Origin of the sequence: Sphingomonas sp. M1-B02, from assembly GCF_026167525.1 — a bacterium.
GTDB lineage: Bacteria > Pseudomonadota > Alphaproteobacteria > Sphingomonadales > Sphingomonadaceae > Sphingomonas.
In genome coordinates, this window is record NZ_CP110679.1 from 461,220 (window position 1) to 483,356 (window position 22,137).

17 protein-coding genes are annotated in these 22,137 nt (G+C 61.4%); 10 read left to right on the forward strand and 7 right to left on the reverse strand.

Annotation, left to right across the window (positions count from 1 at the left end):
* The 5 genes from OKW87_RS02285 (at nt 1) to mobA (ending at nt 5,138) form a co-directional block, all read left to right on the forward strand.
* Nucleotides 1-2,604, forward strand: a complete 2,604-nt coding sequence (locus OKW87_RS02285; RefSeq protein ID WP_265541978.1) for a nitrate reductase — start codon at nt 1-3, stop codon at nt 2,602-2,604.
* Nucleotides 2,597-3,385 (forward strand): uroporphyrinogen-III C-methyltransferase, encoded by a 789-nt coding sequence (gene cobA / locus OKW87_RS02290; RefSeq protein ID WP_265541979.1) that lies wholly within the window; start codon nt 2,597-2,599, stop codon nt 3,383-3,385. The genes OKW87_RS02285 and cobA overlap by 8 nt, the downstream gene beginning before the upstream one ends.
* The gene (locus OKW87_RS02295; protein ID WP_265541980.1) at nt 3,372-4,607 is read left to right on the forward strand and encodes a molybdopterin molybdotransferase MoeA; all 1,236 of its coding nucleotides are present in this window, start codon (nt 3,372-3,374) and stop codon (nt 4,605-4,607) included. The genes cobA and OKW87_RS02295 overlap by 14 nt, the downstream gene beginning before the upstream one ends.
* Before the next feature lie 76 nt (nt 4,608-4,683).
* Nucleotides 4,684-4,821, forward strand: a complete 138-nt coding sequence (locus tag OKW87_RS17510; protein WP_443025095.1) for a hypothetical protein — start codon at nt 4,684-4,686, stop codon at nt 4,819-4,821.
* Nucleotides 4,767-5,138, forward strand: coding sequence for a molybdenum cofactor guanylyltransferase (gene mobA, locus OKW87_RS02300; protein ID WP_265541982.1), 372 nt, complete (start codon nt 4,767-4,769; stop codon nt 5,136-5,138). Before OKW87_RS17510 ends, mobA begins: the two co-directional genes overlap by 55 nt.
* 204 nt (nt 5,139-5,342) lie before the next feature.
* Here mobA and OKW87_RS02305 read toward each other — a convergent pair whose 3' ends face one another.
* Both OKW87_RS02305 and OKW87_RS02310 read right to left on the reverse strand, forming a co-directional pair.
* Entirely contained in the window at nt 5,343-6,191 is an 849-nt protein-coding gene (locus tag OKW87_RS02305; protein ID WP_265541984.1) for a hypothetical protein, read from the reverse strand.
* A gap of 283 nt (nt 6,192-6,474) precedes the next feature.
* Nucleotides 6,475-6,870, reverse strand: coding sequence for a winged helix-turn-helix transcriptional regulator (locus tag OKW87_RS02310; protein ID WP_265541985.1), 396 nt, complete (start codon nt 6,868-6,870; stop codon nt 6,475-6,477).
* Nucleotides 6,871-6,961: 91 nt separating this feature from the next.
* Between OKW87_RS02310 and OKW87_RS02315 the strand changes: the two genes are divergently transcribed.
* Nucleotides 6,962-7,696, forward strand: a complete 735-nt coding sequence (locus OKW87_RS02315; protein WP_265541987.1) for an SDR family NAD(P)-dependent oxidoreductase — start codon at nt 6,962-6,964, stop codon at nt 7,694-7,696.
* A gap of 461 nt (nt 7,697-8,157) precedes the next feature.
* On the opposite strand, the gene OKW87_RS02320 is transcribed toward OKW87_RS02315, so the two are convergent.
* From OKW87_RS02320 to OKW87_RS02330, 3 genes are read right to left on the reverse strand one after another with little or no spacing between them, the layout of a single operon-like run.
* Nucleotides 8,158-8,655, reverse strand: coding sequence for a DUF6130 family protein (locus tag OKW87_RS02320; RefSeq protein WP_265541989.1), 498 nt, complete (start codon nt 8,653-8,655; stop codon nt 8,158-8,160).
* A 9-nt stretch (nt 8,656-8,664) separates the two neighbouring features.
* On the reverse strand, nt 8,665-9,078 hold the full coding sequence (locus OKW87_RS02325) for a cupin domain-containing protein (protein ID WP_265541991.1): 414 nt from the start codon (nt 9,076-9,078) through the stop codon (nt 8,665-8,667).
* Nucleotides 9,075-10,049, reverse strand: coding sequence for an alpha/beta fold hydrolase (locus OKW87_RS02330; RefSeq protein WP_265541993.1), 975 nt, complete (start codon nt 10,047-10,049; stop codon nt 9,075-9,077). The genes OKW87_RS02325 and OKW87_RS02330 overlap by 4 nt, the downstream gene beginning before the upstream one ends.
* Before the next feature lie 764 nt (nt 10,050-10,813).
* Between OKW87_RS02330 and OKW87_RS02335 the strand changes: the two genes are divergently transcribed.
* The 4 genes from OKW87_RS02335 to OKW87_RS02350 all read left to right on the forward strand — a co-directional run bounded on the left by OKW87_RS02335 (nt 10,814) and on the right by OKW87_RS02350 (nt 18,739).
* On the forward strand, nt 10,814-12,577 hold the full coding sequence (locus tag OKW87_RS02335; RefSeq protein ID WP_265541995.1) for a bifunctional diguanylate cyclase/phosphodiesterase: 1,764 nt from the start codon (nt 10,814-10,816) through the stop codon (nt 12,575-12,577).
* A 308-nt stretch (nt 12,578-12,885) separates the two neighbouring features.
* Nucleotides 12,886-13,080: a hypothetical protein gene (locus OKW87_RS02340; RefSeq protein ID WP_265541997.1), complete on the forward strand. Its 195-nt coding sequence runs from the start codon at nt 12,886-12,888 to the stop codon at nt 13,078-13,080.
* Between the two features lie 443 nt (nt 13,081-13,523).
* Nucleotides 13,524-16,196, forward strand: a complete 2,673-nt coding sequence (locus OKW87_RS02345) for a bifunctional diguanylate cyclase/phosphodiesterase (RefSeq protein ID WP_265541999.1) — start codon at nt 13,524-13,526, stop codon at nt 16,194-16,196.
* A gap of 491 nt (nt 16,197-16,687) precedes the next feature.
* Nucleotides 16,688-18,739 (forward strand): ATP-binding protein, encoded by a 2,052-nt coding sequence (locus tag OKW87_RS02350; protein ID WP_265542001.1) that lies wholly within the window; start codon nt 16,688-16,690, stop codon nt 18,737-18,739.
* Nucleotides 18,740-19,568: 829 nt separating this feature from the next.
* Here OKW87_RS02350 and OKW87_RS02355 read toward each other — a convergent pair.
* Complete coding sequence (locus OKW87_RS02355; RefSeq protein ID WP_265542004.1) at nt 19,569-20,393, reverse strand: Crp/Fnr family transcriptional regulator; 825 nt, start codon at nt 20,391-20,393, stop codon at nt 19,569-19,571.
* A 213-nt stretch (nt 20,394-20,606) separates the two neighbouring features.
* The gene (locus tag OKW87_RS02360) at nt 20,607-20,978 is read right to left on the reverse strand and encodes a hypothetical protein (protein ID WP_265542006.1); all 372 of its coding nucleotides are present in this window, start codon (nt 20,976-20,978) and stop codon (nt 20,607-20,609) included.
* Nucleotides 20,979-22,137: the final 1,159 nt, after the last annotated feature.

The following is a 22,137-nucleotide window of genomic DNA, read 5'->3' on the forward strand; positions in this document are numbered from 1 at the left end:
ATGAGCGCGATCCGCACCACCTGCGCCTATTGCGGCGTCGGCTGCGGGATCGCGGCGACTGTCACCGGCGAACGCACGGTCGAGATCAAGGGCGACGTCGAACATCCCGCGAACCACGGCAAGCTCTGTTCCAAGGGCACCCATCTCGGCGAGACCACCAGCCTCGAAGGCCGCCTCCTATACCCCATGATCCACGGCAAGCGCGCAAGCTGGGACAAGGCGCTCGACCTGGTTGCCAAGCGTTTCCGCGACACGATCGCCGAGCACGGCCCCAACAGCGTCGCCTTCTACGTCTCGGGACAATTGCTGACCGAGGACTATTACGTCGCCAACAAGCTGATGAAGGGCTTCATCGAATCGGCCAATATCGACACGAATTCGCGGCTGTGCATGTCGAGCGCGGTCGCCGGGCATATGCGCGCGTTCGGCGAGGATGTGGTGCCCGCCAGTTACGACGATCTCGATGCGGCGGATCTGCTTATCCTGGTCGGGTCCAACACCGCCTGGTGCCACCCGGTCGTCTATCAGCGCATCCTCGCCGCCCGCGCGGCGCGCGGAACCCGGATCGTCGTGATCGACCCGCGCCGCACCGAGACCTGCGAGGATGCCGACCTGCATCTGGCGATCCGTCCGGGCAGCGACGTCGCCTTGTTCAACGGCCTGCTCGCGCATTGCCGCGAGGCGGGCCTAATCGATGAAGCTTACCTGTCCCGAAGCGTCGACGTCCCCGACGACTTTTGGGACAGAGTAGGAGAGGGGAGCGACCTGTGGTCGGTGGCGCGGAGCTGCGATGTTCCGCCCGCTGATCTCAGGCGCTTCTTCGACCTGTTTGCGGCGCACCCGCGCACCGTCACGATGTTCAGCCAGGGCGTGAACCAGTCGCTGCGCGGCACCGATCAGGTCAACGCGATCACCAATCTGCACCTCGCCACCGGCCGCATCGGCAAGCCCGGCGCGGCCCCGTTCTCGATCACCGGCCAGCCCAATGCGATGGGCGGCCGCGAAGTCGGCGGGCTGGCGACGACGCTGGCTGCGCACATGGATTTCGCACCCGATAATGTTGCGCGTGTGGCGCGATTCTGGGGGACCGAAGCGGTCGCCGCAAAGCCGGGGCTCAAGGCGGTCGACCTGTTCCGCAGCATCGGCGAAGGCCGGATCAAGGCCTTGTGGGTGATGGCCACCAATCCGGCGGTGTCGATGCCCGACGCAGGGTCGGTTCGCGAGGCGCTCGGCAAGTGCCCGTTCGTCGTGGTTTCCGATTGCATCGCGGACACCGACACCACGCGCTTCGCGCATGTGAAGCTCCCCGCCGCCGGCTGGGGCGAAAAAGACGGCACCATCACCAATTCGGAGCGGATGATCAGCCGCCAGCGCCGCTTGTTCGAACTGCCAGGCGAGGCCAAACCCGATTGGTGGATCGTCAAGGAAGTCGGCCGCCGCATGGGCTGGACCGGCGAGTTCGCCTATAGCCGCCCGGCCGATATCTACCGCGAACACACCCGGCTCTCGACCTATCAGAATCACGGCGCGCGCTTGTTCGATATTGGCAAGCACGCGGCGATTTCGAATGCGGCCTATGAGGAAATGGAACCCTGGCGCTGGGGTGGTGCCGTCTTCGCCGACGGCCGCTTCCCCACGCCGACCGGGCGAGCGCGGCTAATCGGCGTGACGCAGCGGCCGTTGCAAGCACCCCTCGCGAATTGGCCGATGACGCTCAACACCGGGCGGTATCGCGACCAGTGGCACACGATGACGCGCACTGGCCTGTCGCCGAAGCTGGGCAGTCATCGCCGCGAACCGATGGTCGAAATCCATCCCTTGGATGCAGAAGCGCTTGGTGTCGTGGAAGGCGATTTGGCGCGCGTTTCGACGCCGCAGGGGCAAAGCATCTTCCGCGCGACCCTGAGCGAAGGTCAGCGACGCGGCGAAATCTTCACGCCGATCCACTGGACCGATCGGCAATCGAGCGGCGGCCGCGCCGGCCTGTTGCCGCGCTCGCTGGTCGATCCGCATTCGGGGCAACCCGGCTTCAAATCGACCCCGGCGACTCTCGCGCGCGTGGCCGCCGAATGGCGCGGCTTCCTGATCGCGCGCGACGAACCCGGCGCGATCGATGCGCTTTGGGTCACCCGCGTCCGGGTGGCGCAGGGTTGGCTTGTCGAACTTGCCGGCGACGGCGACGTTACGCGGCTGATCCGCGCATTGCTTCCCAAGGGCGAGCGCGTCGAGACCATCGACACTGCGCGGGGCCAGACCCGGCACGCGGTCCTCGCCAATGGGCGTCTCGTCGCCGCGCTCTATCTCTCGCGAACCGGCAATCTGCCGTCGCGCGACTGGCTGATCGCCCAGCTCGGGGACACAGCGGCGCCGGCGCCGGTGGAGTTGCTGGCAGGCCGATCCGCGACACCCGCACCCGATCGCGGTCCGGTGGTGTGCGTGTGCTTCGACGTGGGGATGAAGACGATCCTCGCCGCGATTTCAGACCAGCAGCTCGCCAGCGTCGAGGCGGTTGGCTGCAAACTCTCCGCCGGAACCAATTGCGGCTCGTGCCGCCCCGCTATCCAGCGGCTGATCGGACAAGCGAAGGAGGCCGTGAATGGCTGAAGCAATTGCTGCGGGCGAAGTCTGGTTGGTCGGTGCCGGACCCGGCGATCCCGATTTGCTCACCCGCAAGGCCGAGCGACTGATCGATGCGGCGACCGTCGTCTTTTATGACGCGCTCGTCGGTCCGGGCGTGCTGGACCTGATCCCGTCACACGTCCGCCGCGTCGCGGTCGGGAAGCGCTCCGGGCGCCATTCCAAGGATCAGGCCAGCATCAACGATCTGCTGGTCGCCGCGGCGCATGCCGGCGAGCGCGTCGTTCGCCTCAAGGGCGGCGACCCCTCTCTATTCGCGCGCTCGATGGAGGAGGTCGCGGCGCTGGCGGCAGCGGGGATCGCGACTCGAATCTGCCCCGGCGTCACCGCCGCAAGTGCCGCTGCCGCTTCCGCGGGTATATCGCTATCGCTACGCGGCCTGGCCCGGCGCGTTCAATTCGTCACGGCCCATGTTCAGGCGGGCGCCCCGCTCGCGATGGATTGGGCGGCGCTGGCCGATCCGGGATGCACGACCGTGTTCTACATGGGTCGTGCGGCGGCAGGAGAGATCAGCCGGCAGCTGATCGGGGCTGGGCTCGATCCACAGACACCGGTGCTCCTTGCTTGTGACGTGAGCCTTGCCGACGAGCAATTGGTGCACACCCGCCTAGACCTGCTGCCGCTCGCCGCGCAATCGATGGCGCCCGGAAAGCCCATGGTGATTTTGGTCGGCGAGGCGGTTTCCAACAGGCGCGGCCACGCACCCGTCACGCCTCTGCTTGAGGAACTCGCGCATGGCATTTGTTGAGCCAGTTGGGCGCGGCCGCGACGCATGCGCGGCGACGCTCACCTTCGACGCAGCCCAGGCGATCCTCGCTGCCCACGCAACGCCACTCGGTGTCGAAACCGTGCCGCTGGCCAAGGCCGGTCGCCGCGTCCTCGCGGAAGCAATTTACGCAAGGATTGATTCCCCCCGCTACGACGCGGCTGCGATGGATGGTTTCGCGGTGCGCGAGCACGATCTGCGAGCGGGGCTCCGTCAATTTCGCGTCGTCGGCAGTTCGTATCCGGCGCTACCATGGGCCGAGCAACTAGGCCCTGGCGAGACCGTGCGCATCATGACCGGTGCCGCCGTCCCGAAAGGTGCGGATCGCGTCGTGGTTCGCGAACTTGTCCGGGGCACCCCAGACGGCATCGAACTGCATGGTGAACTATCGACTAGAAGGCACATTCGCGCGCGGGGGTCGGACATGGCGAAAGGCGATCTGGTCCTCGCCGCCGGACGCACTCTCGATCCGCGCGCGCTGCTTGTCGCGGCGGCCGCGGATGTGGGTTCGGTTCAAGTCCGGCGGCGGCCCCGCGTTCGACTACTCACGAGCGGCGATGAACTGGTGGCACCCGGCCTGGCTGCGGATACGCCGCACCAATTGCCTGATAGTCTGTCCGAAGCGATTTTGCTGATGACACGCCAGTATGGCGGCATTCCTCTCGGATCGAGACGAGTCCGCGATGTCTTGACGGACATCGAAGTCGCGGCTGCGGCTGCGCTCGGCGATTGCGATGTTCTGGTAATGGCTGGCGGGGCCTCGAACGGCGATCGCGACTTTGCCAAGCACGGGCTGATGCCCTTGGGGCTCGAGCTCTGCTTCGCCGACGTTGCAATCAAACCAGGAAAGCCGGTTTGGTATGGCCGGATCGGCAATCGGCACGTTCTCGGCCTTCCGGGCAATCCCACTGCGGCGATGACGATTGCACGGCTGTTCCTCGCGCCGCTGCTTTGCGCGCTGGGTGGCGGTCGTTTTGCAACCGGGCTCAAATGGACACAAATGCCACTTCTTACGACCATGGCTGAGATCGGATCGCGAGAAACATTCCTGTGCGCCGAACTGGATGGGCGCGGCGTGCACATAATCGAACGGCAGTCGGCATCGGCGCAATGGACCCTGGCGCGCGCCAATGCACTGGTTCGTGGACCGGCTGGACATCCGGCGCTGGTCGCGGGGGACATCGTCTCCATGCTCGGGTTTTAGTTAGCCATGAGAATCCTTGGCGCAATTCTGGCGGGGGGGGGAATCTCGGCGCTTCGGCAGTGACAAGGCAGCGGCGATGCTCGGGCAGCGTTCCCTGATGGGTCACACGATACAATGCATGGAGGGTCAAACCGACGGCCTAGTCATATGCGGCCGCACTTGGCCCGGAATCCCTTCGCTTGCCGATCGCCCGGCTCGAGATCTTGCCCGTTAGGCGGCCTCAATGCAGCGCTGCATCATGCCGAGAGCGCCGGGTTCGATGCGGTGCTCTGCGTTCCCGTCGATGTGCATCCATTGCCAGAAAATCTGCGGGTGCTACTCGAAGGGGCGGAGGCAAAGGCGTTCGAGCTACAGCACGCGGTGGGGTTCTGGCCCGTTCGATATGCAAGCAAGCTCGACCGTCACCTCGCGGCTGGCAATTTGTCGTTTCGAAGCTGGATTGGAAGCGCGGAAGCCATTGTCATTTCTGACCAGATGCTCGCGCTGGAAAACGTGAACACTCCTGACGATCTGAACAAGCTGATCCAGTGAAGTGAGCGTCACTGGTTTCCAACGACGGCTTATGAGGGTGGCTAACCGAAAGCTGCCAGCCCGCTTCCGGCCCAGTTTCAGTCATCCCGCCGCACCTGAACAGATGTCCGAAGTTGGGAAGCGGGAGAGGCGGTATGAACGTCAACTTGTGGGTCTCCTGATTCAGCCGGCGCGGCGAGTTCGCGAAGTTGCGCGTTGAAATGCCTAAAACGAGTCAGTGTCGAATGGTTGCTGCGGATCCACAACCTCTCCGAGCAGTATATAACGATAGACCTCCCGGAGCGCGTCGTGGAGAGCGTAGAAGTCGCAGTGACTGATTGGGGCGAACGCAAATGTGCCGAATCGATTCCGGGGATGCATCGTCATGATGCGGTCCGCGTAGAATTCTTCGAAGTATTTGAGTCCGCTGTTCGCTTCACCGAAGGAATCGTGGATATAGGCCTGGCAATCAACCGCTGATGGATCGGAGACGCCATTTGCGCGCACAATTTCTTGGATGACCGCGAACGACGCATCGAGCGAGATCCATAACGGATAATTTGCCTCTTCCCCAAAAGCCTCGTGCATGTTCATCATTGAGGCCTTCATCCAAGTGGCGAGACCCCGAATCATCAGGTGATCGCTAGCATCAATGTTGGAACGCAGGTCTTGGTGAGTTGAAATTGGCAATGGCCAGTGAAAATGTTCGTAATTGCCCGGCGGCATGGGCACTGCACCTCGCGCCTGCCTGGTGTCCGAGCTCAGCTTGCGTCGAAGTGAAGTCTCGACTTCAGCAATGACCTGTGGATCATCAAGCCGTCTGCGTTCATCGAGCCGGACCGACGCGACGCAGGGGTATTGAGCCATGGTCCCGCGGTCCAGTCCGATCGAAAGTGCTAGTGAGGCCAGCAGCCGGATTTCCTCAGGCGTTGGCTCGTCGTATTCGGAATAGTAATCTCCTTCGTGCATGTCCTGGTCGAAGTGGCAGGCGGTGAAGATTAAATCCTCTCGCACCACGTACGCCGCATCTTCGTGCTGTGACGATTGCGACCAATAGGTTCCGAGCGGAGACATCGGCCGCACGATCGTGCCACGACGTATTGCTGCATGTTTCAGGGGTAGGTCCTGTGTCATGGCCGGCAAGCTGCCCCGGCGTCGGGCCGATGTCACGCTATGTCCCGCAGGGTTGCTTCGTTCCCTGAACGAGCGTCCGTTTTCGGGAGATCGGATGTTCGACGTGAGTGTCGGAAATTGGGTCCACTCGGTCGCAAAGCTGACGATTGGCTAGCGTCAGCTTCAGCCGTTCAGATCAGCTCGCGCCCAACCCAGAGTCTGATGATCGTTCGTTGCCACGCGGCTAGGCTTGCTTCTCGCGAAGCCAGCTATCCCGCTCGGCGAAAATCCTCTGCATCTCTGCCATGTTGTCGGTTCCCCAGGTGCATAAGGGCTCAAGCGCTTGGGCAAGGCTGTGGCCCAGCTGCGTAAGCGTATAGTCCACGCGTGGCGGGACCTCCTTGTAGTCGTTCCTGCGCAATACGCCGTCCGATTCCAGCTCCTTTAATTGCTGGATCAGCACCTTGTCGCTGACATCGCGCACGGCGCGCTTGAGTTCGCCGTAGCGTGTCGGACCACGCAACAGGAAATACAGGACAAGCGGCTTCCACTTGCCCGAGATGATCTTGAGCGTTGCGTCGAGTCCGCAGGTGAAGCCTGGGACGATTGGAGCGCGATCGACGATTTTGGTCTGAAGCACGTCGGAAATTTGAGGTACTTACCTTAAGGTGCATACTTGTCGCTAGGTAGGTTGAGGGCCAGCTGCGTGCAACCAAGAACTGGAGGCACGTATGAACCGACTAGAAGGCAAGACCGCGATCATCACCGGCGGCGGCACAGGCATTGGCCTGGCTTCGGCGAAGCGCTTTATCGAGGAAGGTGCGTTCGTCTACATCTTTGGCCGGAGGCAGGAGAAGCTGGACGCGGCGGTGGCCACCCTTGGCGCGAATGCGTGCGCGGTGGCAGGATCGGTCACCGATGCCGGTGATCTCGACCGGCTGCTCGACACGGTGAAGGCGGAGCGCGGCACGCTGGATATCCTGTTCGCCAATGCCGGAACCGGCGCCCTGGTGCCGCTCACCGAGATCACCCCCGAGCATTATGACGAGACCTTCGACATAAATGTGAAGGGCACGATCTTCACGGTGCAAAAGGGCCTGAAGCTGATGGGCGAGGGTGGTTCGGTCATCCTCACCGGATCGACCACCGGAGTGATGGGAACGCCCGCCTTCAGCATCTACAGCGCATCGAAGGCCGCTGTCCGTAATCTCGCGCGCAGCTGGGCGCAGGACCTGCGCGGCACCGGTATCCGCGTCAATGTCCTGTCACCCGGGCCGACGCTGACCGAACTGGCGGCCGAGGTCGTCGGTCGCGATGCGATGATCGAAATGGGGGCTACCACGCCGATCGGGCATGTCGGCGATCCTTCGGAAGTCGCCGCGGCTGCCGCGTTCCTAGCATCGTCGGACAGCAGCTTCATGACGGGTAGCGAGTTGTTCACGGATGGAGGCTTGGCGCAAATCTGAGTAACTCTGCCAGCGGGCGAAAGCCCGCTGGCTTCTGGATAGGTACTGCCAGACCCGTGACATCAAACTCACGATGTACTCTCTTCTATCGAGCGAAAGCAGCCGCGACGGCGACATTAACGCGGCGTCCGCAGTTGGGTAGTACGAAGGCCGACCTGAGTGGCCGAACCTAGGTCTTAGCGATTCGACCGCCGAGCTAAGCCAATGTCCGCTTTATGCGATCTGACGCCGATAGCTGCCTGTCCGCAGACGACCCATCAGCTGCCCGTCCGCTCTCGCCCTAGCCGGCCGAACGGCAATGCGCCCTAATCGCGGCCATTCACCAACGCAATTGCTGGCCCCAAAAGCTGCTACTCATTGCTTTGCACTCGCCCGGCCAGTGTAGCTCTACACGCGGACCGTCACTCGTATCGCCATGCGGAGAAAGTTTTCGGAAGCTACTTTCGGGTTCGGCTCCTCGATCAATGATTGTCGCCCGAACCGGGGGCGGCCGACTTCCCGCTCGGCAGGGCAGGGATTACGAAGGTCACTGCCTTACCCGTCAGAACGCCGTGCACGGGTGTTGCGAGTTCGATCAGTATCTTGTGCGATCCGGCAGGGAGGCCATTCACGACAACGGCGCCGTTGTCGCCGGCATCCGCCCAGCGCCATGGCAAATCGTCGACGCTTACATGGAGATGGCCAGCGCGCGGCGACACGTTTACCGCGGCGGCACCAAAGACCGGCAGAACCCGAAAATGCTTCGTACGGTACGGTATAATCGCCGACCCGCGGGCAAGCGGTGCTGCAAGTGGTTGATCGACGAACAGCTCGGCCGGCGGTTCGTTCTCGATCGGCACGAACGGCGTCGATTCTTGTCCCGGATCGACTCGCTGCGCAGTCCCGGGCGAGGCCAACGCGACGGCCAGAAGTGCGAAAGGGATACGATGGGTTCGTCGGCACATCGCGATTTTCTCCATCGGGCGTGTTCAGCGCTTGCCAATTTCAGGCGCTAGGACGAGCAAGGGCTTGCCCTTTTCGACGATGTATGTGGCCAATTCCGCGCCATTGGTGCTGCCGGTGTTGCGCGCCGTATGCGCCACGCCATCGGGTACGAAGAGGACGTCACCCGGTTTGAGAGTGACCGGCTTCTGTCCCTCAAGCTGATATTCCAGCGCACCTTCGAGTAGGTAGATCACTTCCTCCCCGGGATGACGGTGCCACGGAGCAGTGGCGCCGGGGGCAATGTCAATTCGCGCCTGGATGGTCTCGCGGCCCGGTATCGAAAGATCGTGACGCTGCAAGTCGGTGCGCGAGACATCCGCGGAAATGACTTGGCCGCCCGCTGTAGCAGCGATTGCGATGAGAGCGGCGGCAAGCAAAATCCCCTTTGAGTACTTCATTGCAGCACTCGCAGGACGGGCGGTACCTGCACCGGCGCGACGTCGCCATACGGAGACAGAAACGCCATGATCGCGGCGAGCGTAGCTTCGGGCGCATCTTCGGCAATCCAGTGCCCGGTTCCGGGAATGACGACGCCCCGCACATCGTCTGCAAGGAGTTTCATGGTGTCGGCGACATGCTCACCATAGCTGCGTTCACCACCGATCGCGAGGACTGGCAAGGTAAGACGCGTGGCCTTGCGCATCTCGTTTTGCGCGAGAGTCATGTCGAGCGCCCGGTAGAATCCGAAACTGCCGGATAGGGCGTCCGGGCGGGAAAGGAGGTCAACATAATAGGCTATGGCGTCGGCAGGCGGTTTCCCGCCCTGAATCTCGAACTCGTAGCCGAAGAAGAGATCTTCTCGCCCTACCACCAGCTGCTCGGGCAGCGCCTCAACACGGCAGAACGGGATGTGCCACAACCGGTTGTTGACGTGGGCCGGGACAAAAACCGGTGGCGACGCAGACGACATGGGCGGTCCCGGTATTTCGGCTAGTACGATCCGCGTGACGCGGTCGGGATAATCCGCCGCCAGCGCATAACCGATCGCGAAACCAGTATCGTGTCCGACGACAGCAAAGTGGTGATGGCCAAGTGTCTCCATCAAGCCGATCAGGTCGTTGGCGAGGGTGCCGGTATCGTAGCCGTGGAGCGGCTTGTCCGAGAGGCCGATGCCGCGTTGGTCGACCGCTATGACAGTGAATTTCTGCGCAAGCGCAGGCATCAGCTGCCGCCAGGCATACCAGTTTTGGGGCCAGCCGTGCACGAGCAGAAGCGGCGGTCCTTCACCTCCGATAACTGCGTGCAACCGCAGCTGGCCGGTTTCCACAAACTTGCTCTCGAAAACTTGTGTAAAGTCCGCCGGCAGATTTGGCGCGTGCGTAACCGAGCCGACGCCATTAGGCGTCGCCAGCGAGGTGTCCGTGGCCACGATGGTTCTCCTGCTCCCCAGCGGCAATGCGCCATTACGGAAACATAAAATAAAGTAACCTTCGTCTACTATCATAAGTAGTGCGGTACAAGAAGAATCTAAATTTCTGCGTATCTCAAATGCGAGGATCTCAGCAAGTCGTTGAATAGAGAGGCAATAGGTTGCCTATTGGCGGGCTTGCTTATCGAGAAGACTTGCCTGTCGCTACAGCAGGGTTGTCGCCGTCTCTTTATATTTGATTTCAAGCTCGTAGATTGGATAGTTAACTAGGTGCGTGATTTTAACTAATGGGAAGTCGCGGGGCCGCATGAGGGCATAGTAGTGCCCTGTTGAGGCGTTCCGTTCGTCCGATATCGTGGGAGCGCGCCCGAAGGCAGCCGGTCCGGAATCGGCCCAATAACGGACATTCCTCCCTACTGCGTTCGAACGGCTGGAAGTGAGCCGCTTGCGGACTGGCAGCTTTTGACCGACCAAAGTGGAATAGCCGCCTCTCATTCAAGGCCGAGAGCATTTTCGCTAGGTTGCTATAAACATCGAGCCATAGTTCGGAGGCGGTGTCCGCCGTCCATATGGGAGAGCCATTACATCTACCATTTGTATTGACCGACCCGAACTCCGCCAGTCCGCAGATTAACGGCGCTACCCCACAAGGGCCACCCATCGGCAGGGTCTATCCGCGCCCTTTACCCCCGACCTTTCGACTGGAGGTGGGTGATTACAGCTTTCTTAAATGTTTGAGTGCCTTGTGGCCTCGAAGGACGTACATGGCCGATACAAACGAAGCTGCGCGCCTCGACGCGCTATACCAGCTCAACTTGCTGGACACGCCGCCTAGCGAAAGCTTCGACCGCATCACGCGAATGGCGGCCCAGCTTTTCGGGCTTCCGATCTCCGCCGTCTCACTCACCGACCGCGATCGCCAGTGGTTCAAGTCGCGCTTGGGCGTCGAGTACGTGTCGATACCGCGCGAAAAGGCGCCTTGCGCGCAGGTTGCCGAAAACGCGGATATGGTGGTCATTCCCGATCTGCTTGCCGACGAATACTATGCCACCAGCATCCTTGCCGCACAGGGCGTGAGATTCTATGCGGGGGCGCCCCTCACGACACGCGACGGCTTCGGCCTCGGCGCGCTGTGCGTCCTCGGGACCGAGCCGCGCACCGCGACTGCGCCCGAGCTGGCGGCATTAAATGACCTCGCGCAGATGGCGATGTCGCAGATCGAGCTGCAACACGCCTTCGGCCGCATCGATCCGCTCAGCGGCCTCCCCAATCTCACCCAGTTCATCGACGATCTCGATGATCTCGGGCGTGATGATCCCGGCCGCAAGCGGTTTGTCGTGGTAATCGAGCTCGCGCGAGCAGAACAGATCAGCGCAGGTGTCCGCGTGATGGGATCCTCCTATATCGAGGAAATGGTGCACGAAGCGGCCCGCGCTTTGCGCACTGAGATTGGGAAGCGCCAGGCATATCATACGGGTTTGGCGCAATTCGCGTATCTCGCAGAGCCCGATGTGGATCAGGAAGCCTACCTCGACCGCCTCGCCGCCGGCCTGCAGAGGCCGCGCACAGGCTCCCAAGCGAATCTGGTAATGAGCGCGACGATCGGGGTGGCGCCGTTCGTTTCGGGAGAAACGCCGTCCCGCGACGTGCTACGCCGGGCCCATAGCGCTGCACTCGATGCGCGGAACTTCAACACCGGCGTGAGCATCTATTCCGCTGCGGCCGACGAAACGCACCAGCGGCGGTTCGCGCTACTCCACGACTTCCGCGCTGCGCTGGAGTCTCCGCGCCAGCTCAGGCTTGTCTACCAGCCGCGCGTGGATCTCCGCTCAAAACTTTGCGTGGGCGCCGAGGCATTGCTCCGCTGGACCCATCCCGAACTGGGGGAAGTCTCTCCCGCCGAATTCATCCCGATCGTCGAGCAGACGTCATTGGCGCGGGACACGACCGCCAAAGTTCTGGACGCAGGACTGGCGCAGCTGCGGGCCTGGCAGCGGACCGGTGTGGACATCCAGTTGTCGGTCAACGTCTCGGCGACGAACCTCGACGAAGTGGATTTCGCGCAGCAGATACAGCTTTACCTGCTCAAGCACCGGTTGCCTGCGGCGATGCTTGAGCTGGAAGTGACGGAGAGCGCCATCATGGGCGATGCCGGGCACGCGATTGGGCAGTTGAGCGCTATCGCGTCGACCGGCGTTCGCCTGGCGATCGACGATTTTGGCACCGGCCAAAGCAGTTTTTCCTATCTCCAGCGCCTCCCCGCCCAAGTGGTGAAGATCGACCAGTCCTTCGTCCGGGAGCTGACCGCCGGCGAACGCGAGCGGACACTGGTTCGCTCAATGATCTCACTATCGCACGACCTCGGCTATCGCGTCGTCGCGGAGGGAGTCGAGACGGCCGAAGTCGCCGACTTACTGGCCGACATGGGTTGCGACGAGGCGCAGGGCTATCATTTCGCCCGGCCTCTGGAGGCAGAAGATTTCGCGCCTTGGCTAGCATCACAGGGCCGTTCCACGGCAGCCGCGTGAGGACCGCGGCCGCTATATTTGATCGCTTCGCCCGGTTTGGACAGGGAGCCGTCCACGGCTTCATGGTGCCATCTTCGGCCAGGGCGAATTGCCTGCCGGTACGGATGTCGCGGTCGGCACCTTGCTCCATGCCGCTCTCACGCCAAATCTGAACATAGCGGTGGCCTTTCTCGGCGTGAGCGCCCGTGTCGCGGCCTTTGGTAGGGATATTCCCCTGTTGCTGACGATTGCCGCGGGCAGCGTCGCGGTGCTCGCGCAGCTCTTCCCGTTGCGTCTCTATCGGGCGGAGGCGATCTCCGACGATCTCGATGCTGCCGGCGCGGCGCGTCTGGAAGCGGATCTTCGCCATCGCGTATCTCGCATTCGCCGTCGCGATTGGCGCGTTTGGCGCGTTCAGCGCTCGCGCGATGCAAGTGGGCGACACGCAATCGCACATCTTGGAGGTTGGACTGGTATTCGGCTATGCCGCCGGAGTTGCTGCAGGCATCTTCGTCCGCCCATGAATCGCTTTGCCGAGTATCGTCATCGTGGTGGTGCCGACCAGCTTCGGGGCCCTGCTTAACCCGGACCTCACCTTTATCGGGTGGGGTTGCTGCTTCTGCTGTTCCTGGCAGGCGGTGTCCACAGCATGATGCGCATCTACCGACCCGCCACAGCCGAGATCACGGCGCGCAGGGTCTTGACCGCGAAGCTGCCGCCTCCGTCCGCGACGAAGCGATCCACTATCATCCACGGCAAGGTTGCCGATCAAGAGAGGGAGTCATCGCAGAGCCGCAGAACTAGACCGCAGTTTTGGGAGCAGGTGCAAGACTTTAGCAACAATTCTCGCGGTAAACATCGCGAGCTGCTCGATGGTGAATTTAGTCATGCACGTTGTTGAGCCAGTGAACCCGGTCCACCCCAATTGAGGGTCGCGCAACGCCTTGCGGTCGTCGTGCTTCTTGCCATGCTGCCGCTTGTCGTGCTGGAGGGGGCCGGCGCGCGCCAGGAACGGCTCGAGGAGCGCGCCGAAATTGCCACCGTCGCACTGCGGACCGCGCACCGCGCTGCGGCCGAACAGGAGCGGATTGTCATGGGTGCGCGGCAGTTGCTGACGGCGCTCTCCCAGATACCCGCAATCCAGCAGGGGGAGGTGGCTCGATGCAATCTCATCCTGTCTCGCATTCAGCGTCAATTTGAAATGTACCAGGCGATCGGGGTTGCCGATACTTCGGGCCGGATATGGTGCAGTAGCGCCCGGGCCGGCACTGACATTTCCGATCGGGCTTATTTTCAGCGAGCACTCGCCACCCGCGACTTCGGCACGGGAGGTTATGTCATCGGGCGCCTGATGGGACGCCCCTCGCTAAACTTCAACCTCGCGGTGCTGGACGCTCGCGGCGGGGTGACTGGCGTGCTGGTGGCTGGGCTTGACCTCAGCAAATTGGCAAAAAGCCTCCAACGCGCCGGACTGCCACCAGCGACGCGCTTGGCAATAGCCGGTCCTGACAGGCGGATCTTGGTGTCGCTGCCGGACGGGACGGGCGTCGGCCAGAACCTTCCCGCGCATCTGCAGGGTGCGTTTACCTCACACTCGGCTGGAACCCTCGAGTCTCGATGGCTGGATGGTAGCGACCGCGTGATCGCTTATGTGCCGCCGCAGAGTGAAACTGCTATGCCGTTCATGGTGGCGGTAGGCACGGATAGGGTGACCGCCCTTGAGGGCGTAGAACGTCGCGCGTGGTTGCGCATGCTTCTGCTGGTAGCGACGGTGATGGTCGCACTGCTGCTGACTTGCTGGTTTGCGGTGCGTTCGGTCAGCAGGCCGATGCAGCGGTTAACCAAAGCTGTCCTTGCTTGGCAACGTGGCGAACGTGACGCCCGAGTGGGTGCGATCGGCGATGGCGCCGAATTCGACGCGCTGGCAAATGTTTACGACGAGCTGGCCGATGGCTACGCCGAGCGCCATCGTAGGCTCTATGACGCGCTCGAGGGCACCAGCGATAGCGTCATCACGGTCTCCCCCGACTGGACAATCAATTTTCTCAACGATCGTGCCCGGGGCCGGCTCAAGAGCTATGACGCCTGCGGCAGGAACTTTTGGGCGACATTTCCTGGCATCGAACACGGCTGGGTGGGCGATATGTTTCGCGAAGCGATGGACCAGCGTCGCCCGCTATCCTTCAGCTTGGAATATGCACCGCTGGAGGGTCACTTCCTGATCAACGCCCTGCCGCTTGAGAGCGGCGAAATCATGCTTTTCATCCGCGATGTGACCGAGCAGCACCGCTCCCAGGAGGAGTTGCGCAAGCTCGCGCTTAGCGATGCGCTAACCGGTCTGCCCAACCGCGCCAGCGCCATGAACATGGCAAGGATGAAGCTAGCCGAAGACAGGCTGGCAGCGCTTCTGCTCATTGACCTCGACGGATTCAAGGATGTCAATGACAGCTTCGGCCACCCCGCTGGTGACGCCTTGCTCCAGCAGGTTGCGGAGCGGCTCCGGCAGTGCTGCGGCGGATCCAATGTGATCGCCCGGCTGGGCGGGGACGAATTTATTGCCCTCGTCGACCGTGATCACGCTGGCGGTGACTTGCCTGCGCAGTTGCTAAAGGCGCTGACCGACCGACCGTTCTATACGGGCAACAGAAGTATGCGCGTGCAGGGAAGTTGCGGCGCCATCATCGTGCCAGAACGCACCCAAGGCACCGTAGAGGAGCTGCTAGCCAACGCCGATCTTGCCCTCTATCGCGCGAAGACGGAAGGAGGTGGTCGTGTCCACCTGCACACTTCCGCTGATCGCGAAGCCTATGAGAAGCGACGCCTGCTAGAGGACGAGGTCGAGCGGGCGGCCCTGAACGGCGAGTTCGAGCTCTTTTATCAGCCTCAAGTCCGGCTCTGCGACAGCGCGTTGATCGGCGCGGAGGCGCTACTGCGCTGGCGCCACCCAGAACGCGGGCTGCTTTCCCCTTGTGACTTTATCGCCGTTCTCTCGGCCAGTCGCCAAGCATCCGTCGTCGGTGCATGGGTGCTGGAAGAGGCATGCCGTCAAGCCTCGATCTGGTGGCGCACCGGCAACCGCCTCCGCGTGGCGGTCAACCTCTTTCCCGATCAGGTGAAGGGTCACGACCTAGCGGGTATGGTGCGCGACACACTGAGCCGCCACTGCCTGCCGCCGCAAGCGTTGGAGATCGAAGTCACCGAAGCGGTTGCGCTTTCCGAGGCTCAGGGCACGCGCGACAACCTGCTCAAACTTCGAATGCTAGGCGTGTGGCTGTCGTTGGACGACTTTGGCACTGGCTTTGCTTCGCTGACCACTCTCAAGGAGCTGCAGGTCGACAGACTGAAGATTGACCGTAGCTTCGTGGCGCAACTGCCTTACAACAATCAAGACCTGGCGATCGTGGAAGCAGTACTCGCCCTCGCGCGTACGCTCAACCTGGGAGTCATTGCTGAGGGCGTCGAGAACGAGGCGCAGGAGATCTATCTCCGGGCGCGCGGCTGCCAGGAAGCGCAGGGTTTCCGCTACGGCGCACCCATGACGGCTGCGCACATTGACCGACTCGTTGCGGCAGGCGACGGGCGCGCCATAGGAGGAGACAACACTGTGCCCCGTAAGAGCCTCGCGATCTTCGAAGTGTAGTCGGCAATATAAAAGCGTCTGCGCCGATTTCGGTCTCAATCTTCTCCTTGGTATGAGGAGGCAAGCGGTTGTCCCTTGATGCTAACGGCGAAAGCATGGCTCCTTCGTAGCTGCTTTGGCGCGCAGACGCTCTATCAGCGGGCGGCCGAATCGGGCGGATTTCCGACTGGCAAGTTGTGTCGGGAGCCGTCGAGCCACTTGTGGGCCGTTACCCGCTATTCGCTTCTGCATGTATGCTGAGCAAGCAGCGCCAAGATGTGCCCTGCGGCCCCCGGGGCGGTAGGAAATCGGCAATTCTTAAAGAAACCACCAGCGCAGCCGCCGTAATGTGGATGCATATCGGCGGGAGCTAGCAGTCGATTGCCGCCGATAGCGAAATGTGAAGCATTGGGCGCGGGCAGGACTATACGTAAAATAACGTACTTTGATCTGCACTCCTGACCGATGATCCTCCCGGCGCGCGCCCCGTCACACCTGAGGTCAATGGCGACATGACCCAATTGCCAGGCCTTGCGGCAAAAGGCGCCGTCATCTGCACAACGCTGAGCGTAATTGTGCTGGTGTGGGCGGTCGTCCTCTTCCAAATCCGGCAGGAGCGGCGGGAGGTTGTCGGGTCGGCGATCAGAGAAAATGTCAACCGGACCATCGCTCTGGAACAATATGTAGCGCGCACGTTGGAGGGGGCCGATCTGGCGACCGCCTATGTGGCTGACCGCTATGCCCACCTCCTCGAGCGAAGTGCGCCGTCGCCGACGCTGCCCCTCCCGCTGGCCGATTTCGCGGTTCGAGCCCCGGCCCTCCGCGAGATCAATGTGATCAATGCGCGCGGCGACTTGGTCGCTTCAAGCGTAGCGTCCGCGCCGCCGAAAGTGAACGTCTCTGACCGGCCGCTCTTCCAGCTCCACCGGTCGAACCCAAGTACCGCGCTTCGAGTCAATCCTCCGTCCCGCTCCCGATTCACGGGCAGCTGGTTTCTAATCTTGTCCCGCCGTGTGAATCTGCGCGACGGGAGCTTCGGCGGAACGGTTAGTGTTCATGTTCGGCCGAGCGAGATGACGAACTTCCTCGAAAATGCCTCGTTGGGAGATACCGAAGTCGTCTCGGTCATTGGCCTGGACGGGATCACCCGGGCCCGGCGAACCGGAAACACACTCAGCTTCGGCCAGGACCTTCGCGGCAAGCCGGTCATGCAAATGCAGAAGCAAGACCCCATTGGGACGTATCTAGCTCCGAGCGCGCTGGATGGCGTAGTAAGATATTTCAGCTTTCGTCCTCTGTCACGATACGGGGTCTTCGTTACCTGCGGCGTCTCGCAAGAGGCAATACTACGACCTCTTCGAGCGCGCGCTGGCGGCTATCGCGTAGGTGCGGCGCTGATAAGCCTCGCCATTTTCATCGCCGCCTGGCTGGTGCTCGCCCTGGCGAAACGCAGAGCCATTCGCCAAGCGGAGATAGTCGCGGCGAACGCCCGGTTGCAGGAAGCCCAGCGACTGGCCATGCTGGGTGACTGGAGTTTCGACAGCGCCCGGCAAGAATTCCTGTGGTCCGGGGATCTCTGCGCCATGTATGAGCGTCCTAGAACGCCCGACCGCATTGCGCTGCGTGATTTGACTGAGTTCGCCGGGCCTCAAGGCGCCGACGCCTTCGGATTGGTATTAAAAGAAATGCAGTCACGTCGCGGCCGGCACGAGTATGAATTCGCCGTCCGCCTCCCCAGCGGCGTGGTCAGTCATCGGCGCGTTGTCGCGGTGGCGGATCTTGACGAGACCGGAGGGCTCATCGGCGTCCACGGCACTGACCAAGATATTACGCGGCGCAAGCTGCTCGAATCGCTTCAGGAGCAGGTCGGTCACCTCGCGCGTATCGACGGCCTAAATGCCATTGCGGCCACGCTAGCGCACGAACTGGCCCAGCCGCTTGCCGCTGCGTCCAACTATCTCGCGGCCGGCACGATGCGGCTGGCCCGAGACAGCGCGTTGGAAAAGATCGCGGCCGTTGAGGCATTGAATTCAGCGCGTGGGCAAATTGTGCATGCCGGGGAAATCATTCGCCGCGTGCGAAATCTGGTCCAGGACCGCCAGGCGAGGGTAGAGACAATCTCAGTAAGAGAAGTCATAGGATGCGCCGTGACCCTGGCGGAGGCGGCGAAGCCTGGGTCAGTCGTAAAAGTCTTTCCGGATCCAGACACTCGACCAGCAAATGCACTGGCGGACCCGGTTCAAGTGCAGCAGGTCTTGGTGAACCTCATCCGGAATGCTCGTGATGCCTGTCGCGGCAGGGAGCCCGTCATCACTATCGAGACGAATTGCCGCGACGCGAAGTTCGTCGATGTGTGCGTGATCGACGACGGGCCGGGAATACCAGACGACGGGAGGGATGTCTTCTCGCCGTTCACGCCTTCGGCGGGGAAAGGTCTGGGCGTGGGCCTGGCAATTTGTCGAACACTTGTTCAGTCCATGGGGGGCACGATATGGGTGGCACAGACGGGTGAGACAGGCACCACCATCTGCTTCACACTTCTGCAAGCGAAAGGCGCAGGATGACGGCCTGAGCGCACGGTTAAGCCAGCAGGAGGCGTAGGGGGCCCGTGAGTCCGTATCAGGGGCTCGCGGACAGCCGCTGCGGATTAACCCCCGCGGGACAAGCTTACAAACGACCGTCCTCCATGCACGCGGAATCCCTGAAGCTACGCGTGGACCTGTCATCCGGACGCGAGTGACCGGCATGACGCTTTGCACCATTATTTGCCGCGTTTAACCCGCTTACGATCGGCTTTTCGCGAACGGCTAGTTGCTGCCGCACGCTGGCAACCTCTCTATGCGGACGGCTTCTCACAATGGCGGCGGAGCTTCGTCTCCCGATAAACACCGGCCGCCAAATAGGTGCAGACCCCTGTTTAGAAGATGAAACATGATTTGTTCCCTACAAAGGCCGGACCAGGCAGATCTCACAGCCACTGGCGTCCTTACCAGTCGTGTTCAATGATAGCGTATGTTAACATCACTACATGAAGCACATAGTCGCCGTGTAATGATCCCCATCAAGATCACTTTTCCAGCGTATTATTCGTATGTTCCAACTCCGGCCATGCCAGTCGAGTCTAGATCCACGAAAGCGGCGTGGGCGAGAAAAGTTGATGTCCTAGGACACAGCTCGGTTTCGGCTGGTTAAGCATTGCTCGTGCGTACTCATGGGGAGGCTGGGGCCTTTCGCTGCCTAAAAGCCAAGGTTGACGCCTCGAAGCGGTCGCAACCGTAAGAAACTGATCTTCAGAGGAACCGAAAGAGACATGTCCTCGGTTGGCGCATGAGAGAGGTCTGCCTAATCGCTGGGGATGCCAACGACCATGGATCAAGACAAAACAGAAACATGTCAACGGCGTGGGTTCTGCGTCGAAGCGCTGCTTATTATCATTCCTTCCGCGTATATATGGGCGTCTCCGGCCGATGCAGCGATGCGGGGAGAGGGGCCGTCGAGGAGCATGAAAGCAACATCGAAGTCACCCGCATAAACAAGCTGATCCCAGTCATGTATAGTGACGGCACCGCTTCGCACAGTAACGATGGATCGCTCTCTGAGCTCCTTGAGAGTTCGATTCACATGGACGGTAGTCAGGCCCGTGGCGTCGCCAAGGTCGGCCTGAACAATCGGAAACGGGAAATAGCGCTTGGTACCGCATTCCGCTAGCTCGTTCTTGATTGCCATCTCGCAAAGCAAGTGAGCAACGCGGGTGAGGGCGTCTCTCCGGCCTACATTTACGACCCACTCCGAGAAGATCGATCCATCCGCCACGCAGTCACGCCAAAAAGCCTCGGCGATTCCCGGATGCTTCGCAGCGATGCGTCGAAGTTCGGCGTGAGGCACGCGGAGGATTTTCGTGCGCGTCATCGCGGCCAAACCCCAACCAGATTTGGGGCTCACCACCGACGGAAGGTCGGCCATATCGCCTGGAATGTGCAGGCAAGTAATCTGACGTGCGCCATTCGAATTTTGGCCAAAACGCCCAACCAGCCCATCCACCACGAGACAAGAGTGATCAACATGCTCGCCCATACGCACGAAGTCGGAGTGCGCAGCCACCACCACCTCGTGACCATCGAGGGCGAGAATCGCGTTGATCTCATCCTCTGTCAGGATGGATCTCGAGGTGAGACGATGCACGAACGCGTGTAACGAACGATGCTGCGAAGGGTACATAAAATCTCCGGCCCAAGGCGGGAGCACATTCGTCTCACAGTCACCAGCGCCTCAAGAGACATCGCCGGGGATAGGTCTTTATAACACAGTTTGTTTATGCCACCTAATCGAGATCCTGAAAATAAATCAGCCATAATCATTTTCTATCTCCAGCTGACGCAAATAAAACGAAAATATTCCAGAGAAACATGGGTTAAGAAAGGGCAAATTCTACTAACCGTCCATCGTTAAAGCTCCAGGGGTGGGGCGAGCGCTCTTGCGTCGAGTTGTGACGGCCGCTGTGATGAAGGATTCACCAGCACGCTCGGCATCGATATCGTCGCCACCGACGGTTACGACCACGCCGCCGTCGTTCATGCGGCCGCCGTAGTAGGTGGCATCTTTCTCACTTACGCCATGCTTGGTCAGAACTTCGTTGAAGGCGACGGTCAATGCACCAATTCCTGCGCCGATAGCCGTTGCTTCGTGAACAGCACCAGCTGCAATCGCGCCCGCTGCTGCGATTGGGCCGACGCCGGGAATAGCGAGCGCTTCAGTCCCCAGACCGGCGCCAAGTGCACCGCCATCCAAGATGCCACGCAGCACATTGCGGTGATGCTCGTCTTAATTTCCCCTTCGCCCGATGTGGCAGTGGTCGTTCCTCCATGATGGGCGATGATCGAAAGGTGGGGGTCCCCAACACCTGCGGCCCGAAGCTCAGAGACGACGCGCTCCGCTTCGGAATGCGATTCAAAGATGGCGGATGCTTGAACCTTGGGGATCTCCTCTAATGGATTACCGTAAGTAAGCGGCTGCTTGCCAAACGGAGGGGGGACCTCGTCGTTCTAGTCGGTGAGACAAGCGAGTGACAGCCGGGAGCCGCATTTCCCTGTCGAGACGCATTTCGTTCACCCATAGCGTTTATGTTCTGGCGCCGGGCCCATCACGTCGTTGATAGTTACCACGTCGGTCGGTGGATCCTGCCCCACACTCTAGTCGGATTACGGTAGAAGATTATATGGATGACCTTGGCTTAGCCTACTTCGCCCATAAAGCGCGCGCTGAGCGTGCACAGGCTCAACTCGCACCCGATGCCGATGCTAACGAGATCCACAACGTGCTGGCTAGGTCGTATGTTTTACGTGCAATGCAAGCTGTGCTTACCGAGCTCCGCGGCGAACAGCCGCGGGATTGACCCTCGCCTTTCGGTGCCCCTCACTCAGGCCGATCGGCAACATCAACGCGCCACATCCGAGACGCGTTCGCCATCAAACCGGCTGTTTTGGATGAACTTCATTCCGAGCTGACGTGAGCTGGCCGCCACAGTTTGCCAGCACGATGCCGACCCAGCACCGTCGCCCCCGGGGCTGCCGGACTCACGCCGCTCTGCGGAGGTCACCAGATGGTCAACGTGCAGGATCATAGAGCAGGGCAGTCCTGCGCGTTGCGACTCCCGGCCATGAGGAGCAGGGTGGGGGAGGTCAAAAGTACCCAGCTTGCCATCCGGACACCGGTGGTTGCCAAAACTTCCCACATCCGCGAAATTGAGTAGGGGGTGGTCGCCGAGCGCACGCGTCCCCGTCAGCTTGAGACGGCAGCTACGCGCCCAATTCCGGCCGTGCAGCTCATGTCCATCGCGTGCCCTTAGCTACCACTCGTTCAGATTTGCCGGAGCCGGCTGACGAGGCAATTAGGTCCTCCACCACGTCCTTAACTGCCGCCGAATCCGCTTTCTGGCGTAGCCAATGCTAACGGGCGTTTATTT

Excerpts from the sequence above, each read along its gene's own strand:
- OKW87_RS02285 (WP_265541978.1), top strand. The coding sequence starts at position 1 with ATGAGCGCGATCCGCACCACCTGCGCCTATTGCGGCGTCGGCTGCGGG.
- cobA (WP_265541979.1), top strand. The coding sequence starts at position 2,597 with ATGGCTGAAGCAATTGCTGCGGGCGAAGTCTGGTTGGTCGGTGCCGGA.
- OKW87_RS02295 (WP_265541980.1), top strand. The coding sequence starts at position 3,372 with ATGGCATTTGTTGAGCCAGTTGGGCGCGGCCGCGACGCATGCGCGGCG.
- OKW87_RS17510 (WP_443025095.1), top strand. The coding sequence starts at position 4,684 with ATGCTCGGGCAGCGTTCCCTGATGGGTCACACGATACAATGCATGGAG.
- OKW87_RS02305 (WP_265541984.1), bottom strand. The coding sequence starts at position 6,191 with ATGTCTCCGCTCGGAACCTATTGGTCGCAATCGTCACAGCACGAAGAT.
- OKW87_RS02315 (WP_265541987.1), top strand. The coding sequence starts at position 6,962 with ATGAACCGACTAGAAGGCAAGACCGCGATCATCACCGGCGGCGGCACA.
- OKW87_RS02320 (WP_265541989.1), bottom strand. The coding sequence starts at position 8,655 with ATGGAGAAAATCGCGATGTGCCGACGAACCCATCGTATCCCTTTCGCA.
- OKW87_RS02325 (WP_265541991.1), bottom strand. The coding sequence starts at position 9,078 with ATGAAGTACTCAAAGGGGATTTTGCTTGCCGCCGCTCTCATCGCAATC.
- OKW87_RS02335 (WP_265541995.1), top strand. The coding sequence starts at position 10,814 with ATGGCCGATACAAACGAAGCTGCGCGCCTCGACGCGCTATACCAGCTC.
- OKW87_RS02340 (WP_265541997.1), top strand. The coding sequence starts at position 12,886 with ATGCTGCCGGCGCGGCGCGTCTGGAAGCGGATCTTCGCCATCGCGTAT.
- OKW87_RS02345 (WP_265541999.1), top strand. The coding sequence starts at position 13,524 with ATGCTGCCGCTTGTCGTGCTGGAGGGGGCCGGCGCGCGCCAGGAACGG.
- OKW87_RS02350 (WP_265542001.1), top strand. The coding sequence starts at position 16,688 with ATGACCCAATTGCCAGGCCTTGCGGCAAAAGGCGCCGTCATCTGCACA.
- OKW87_RS02355 (WP_265542004.1), bottom strand. The coding sequence starts at position 20,393 with ATGTACCCTTCGCAGCATCGTTCGTTACACGCGTTCGTGCATCGTCTC.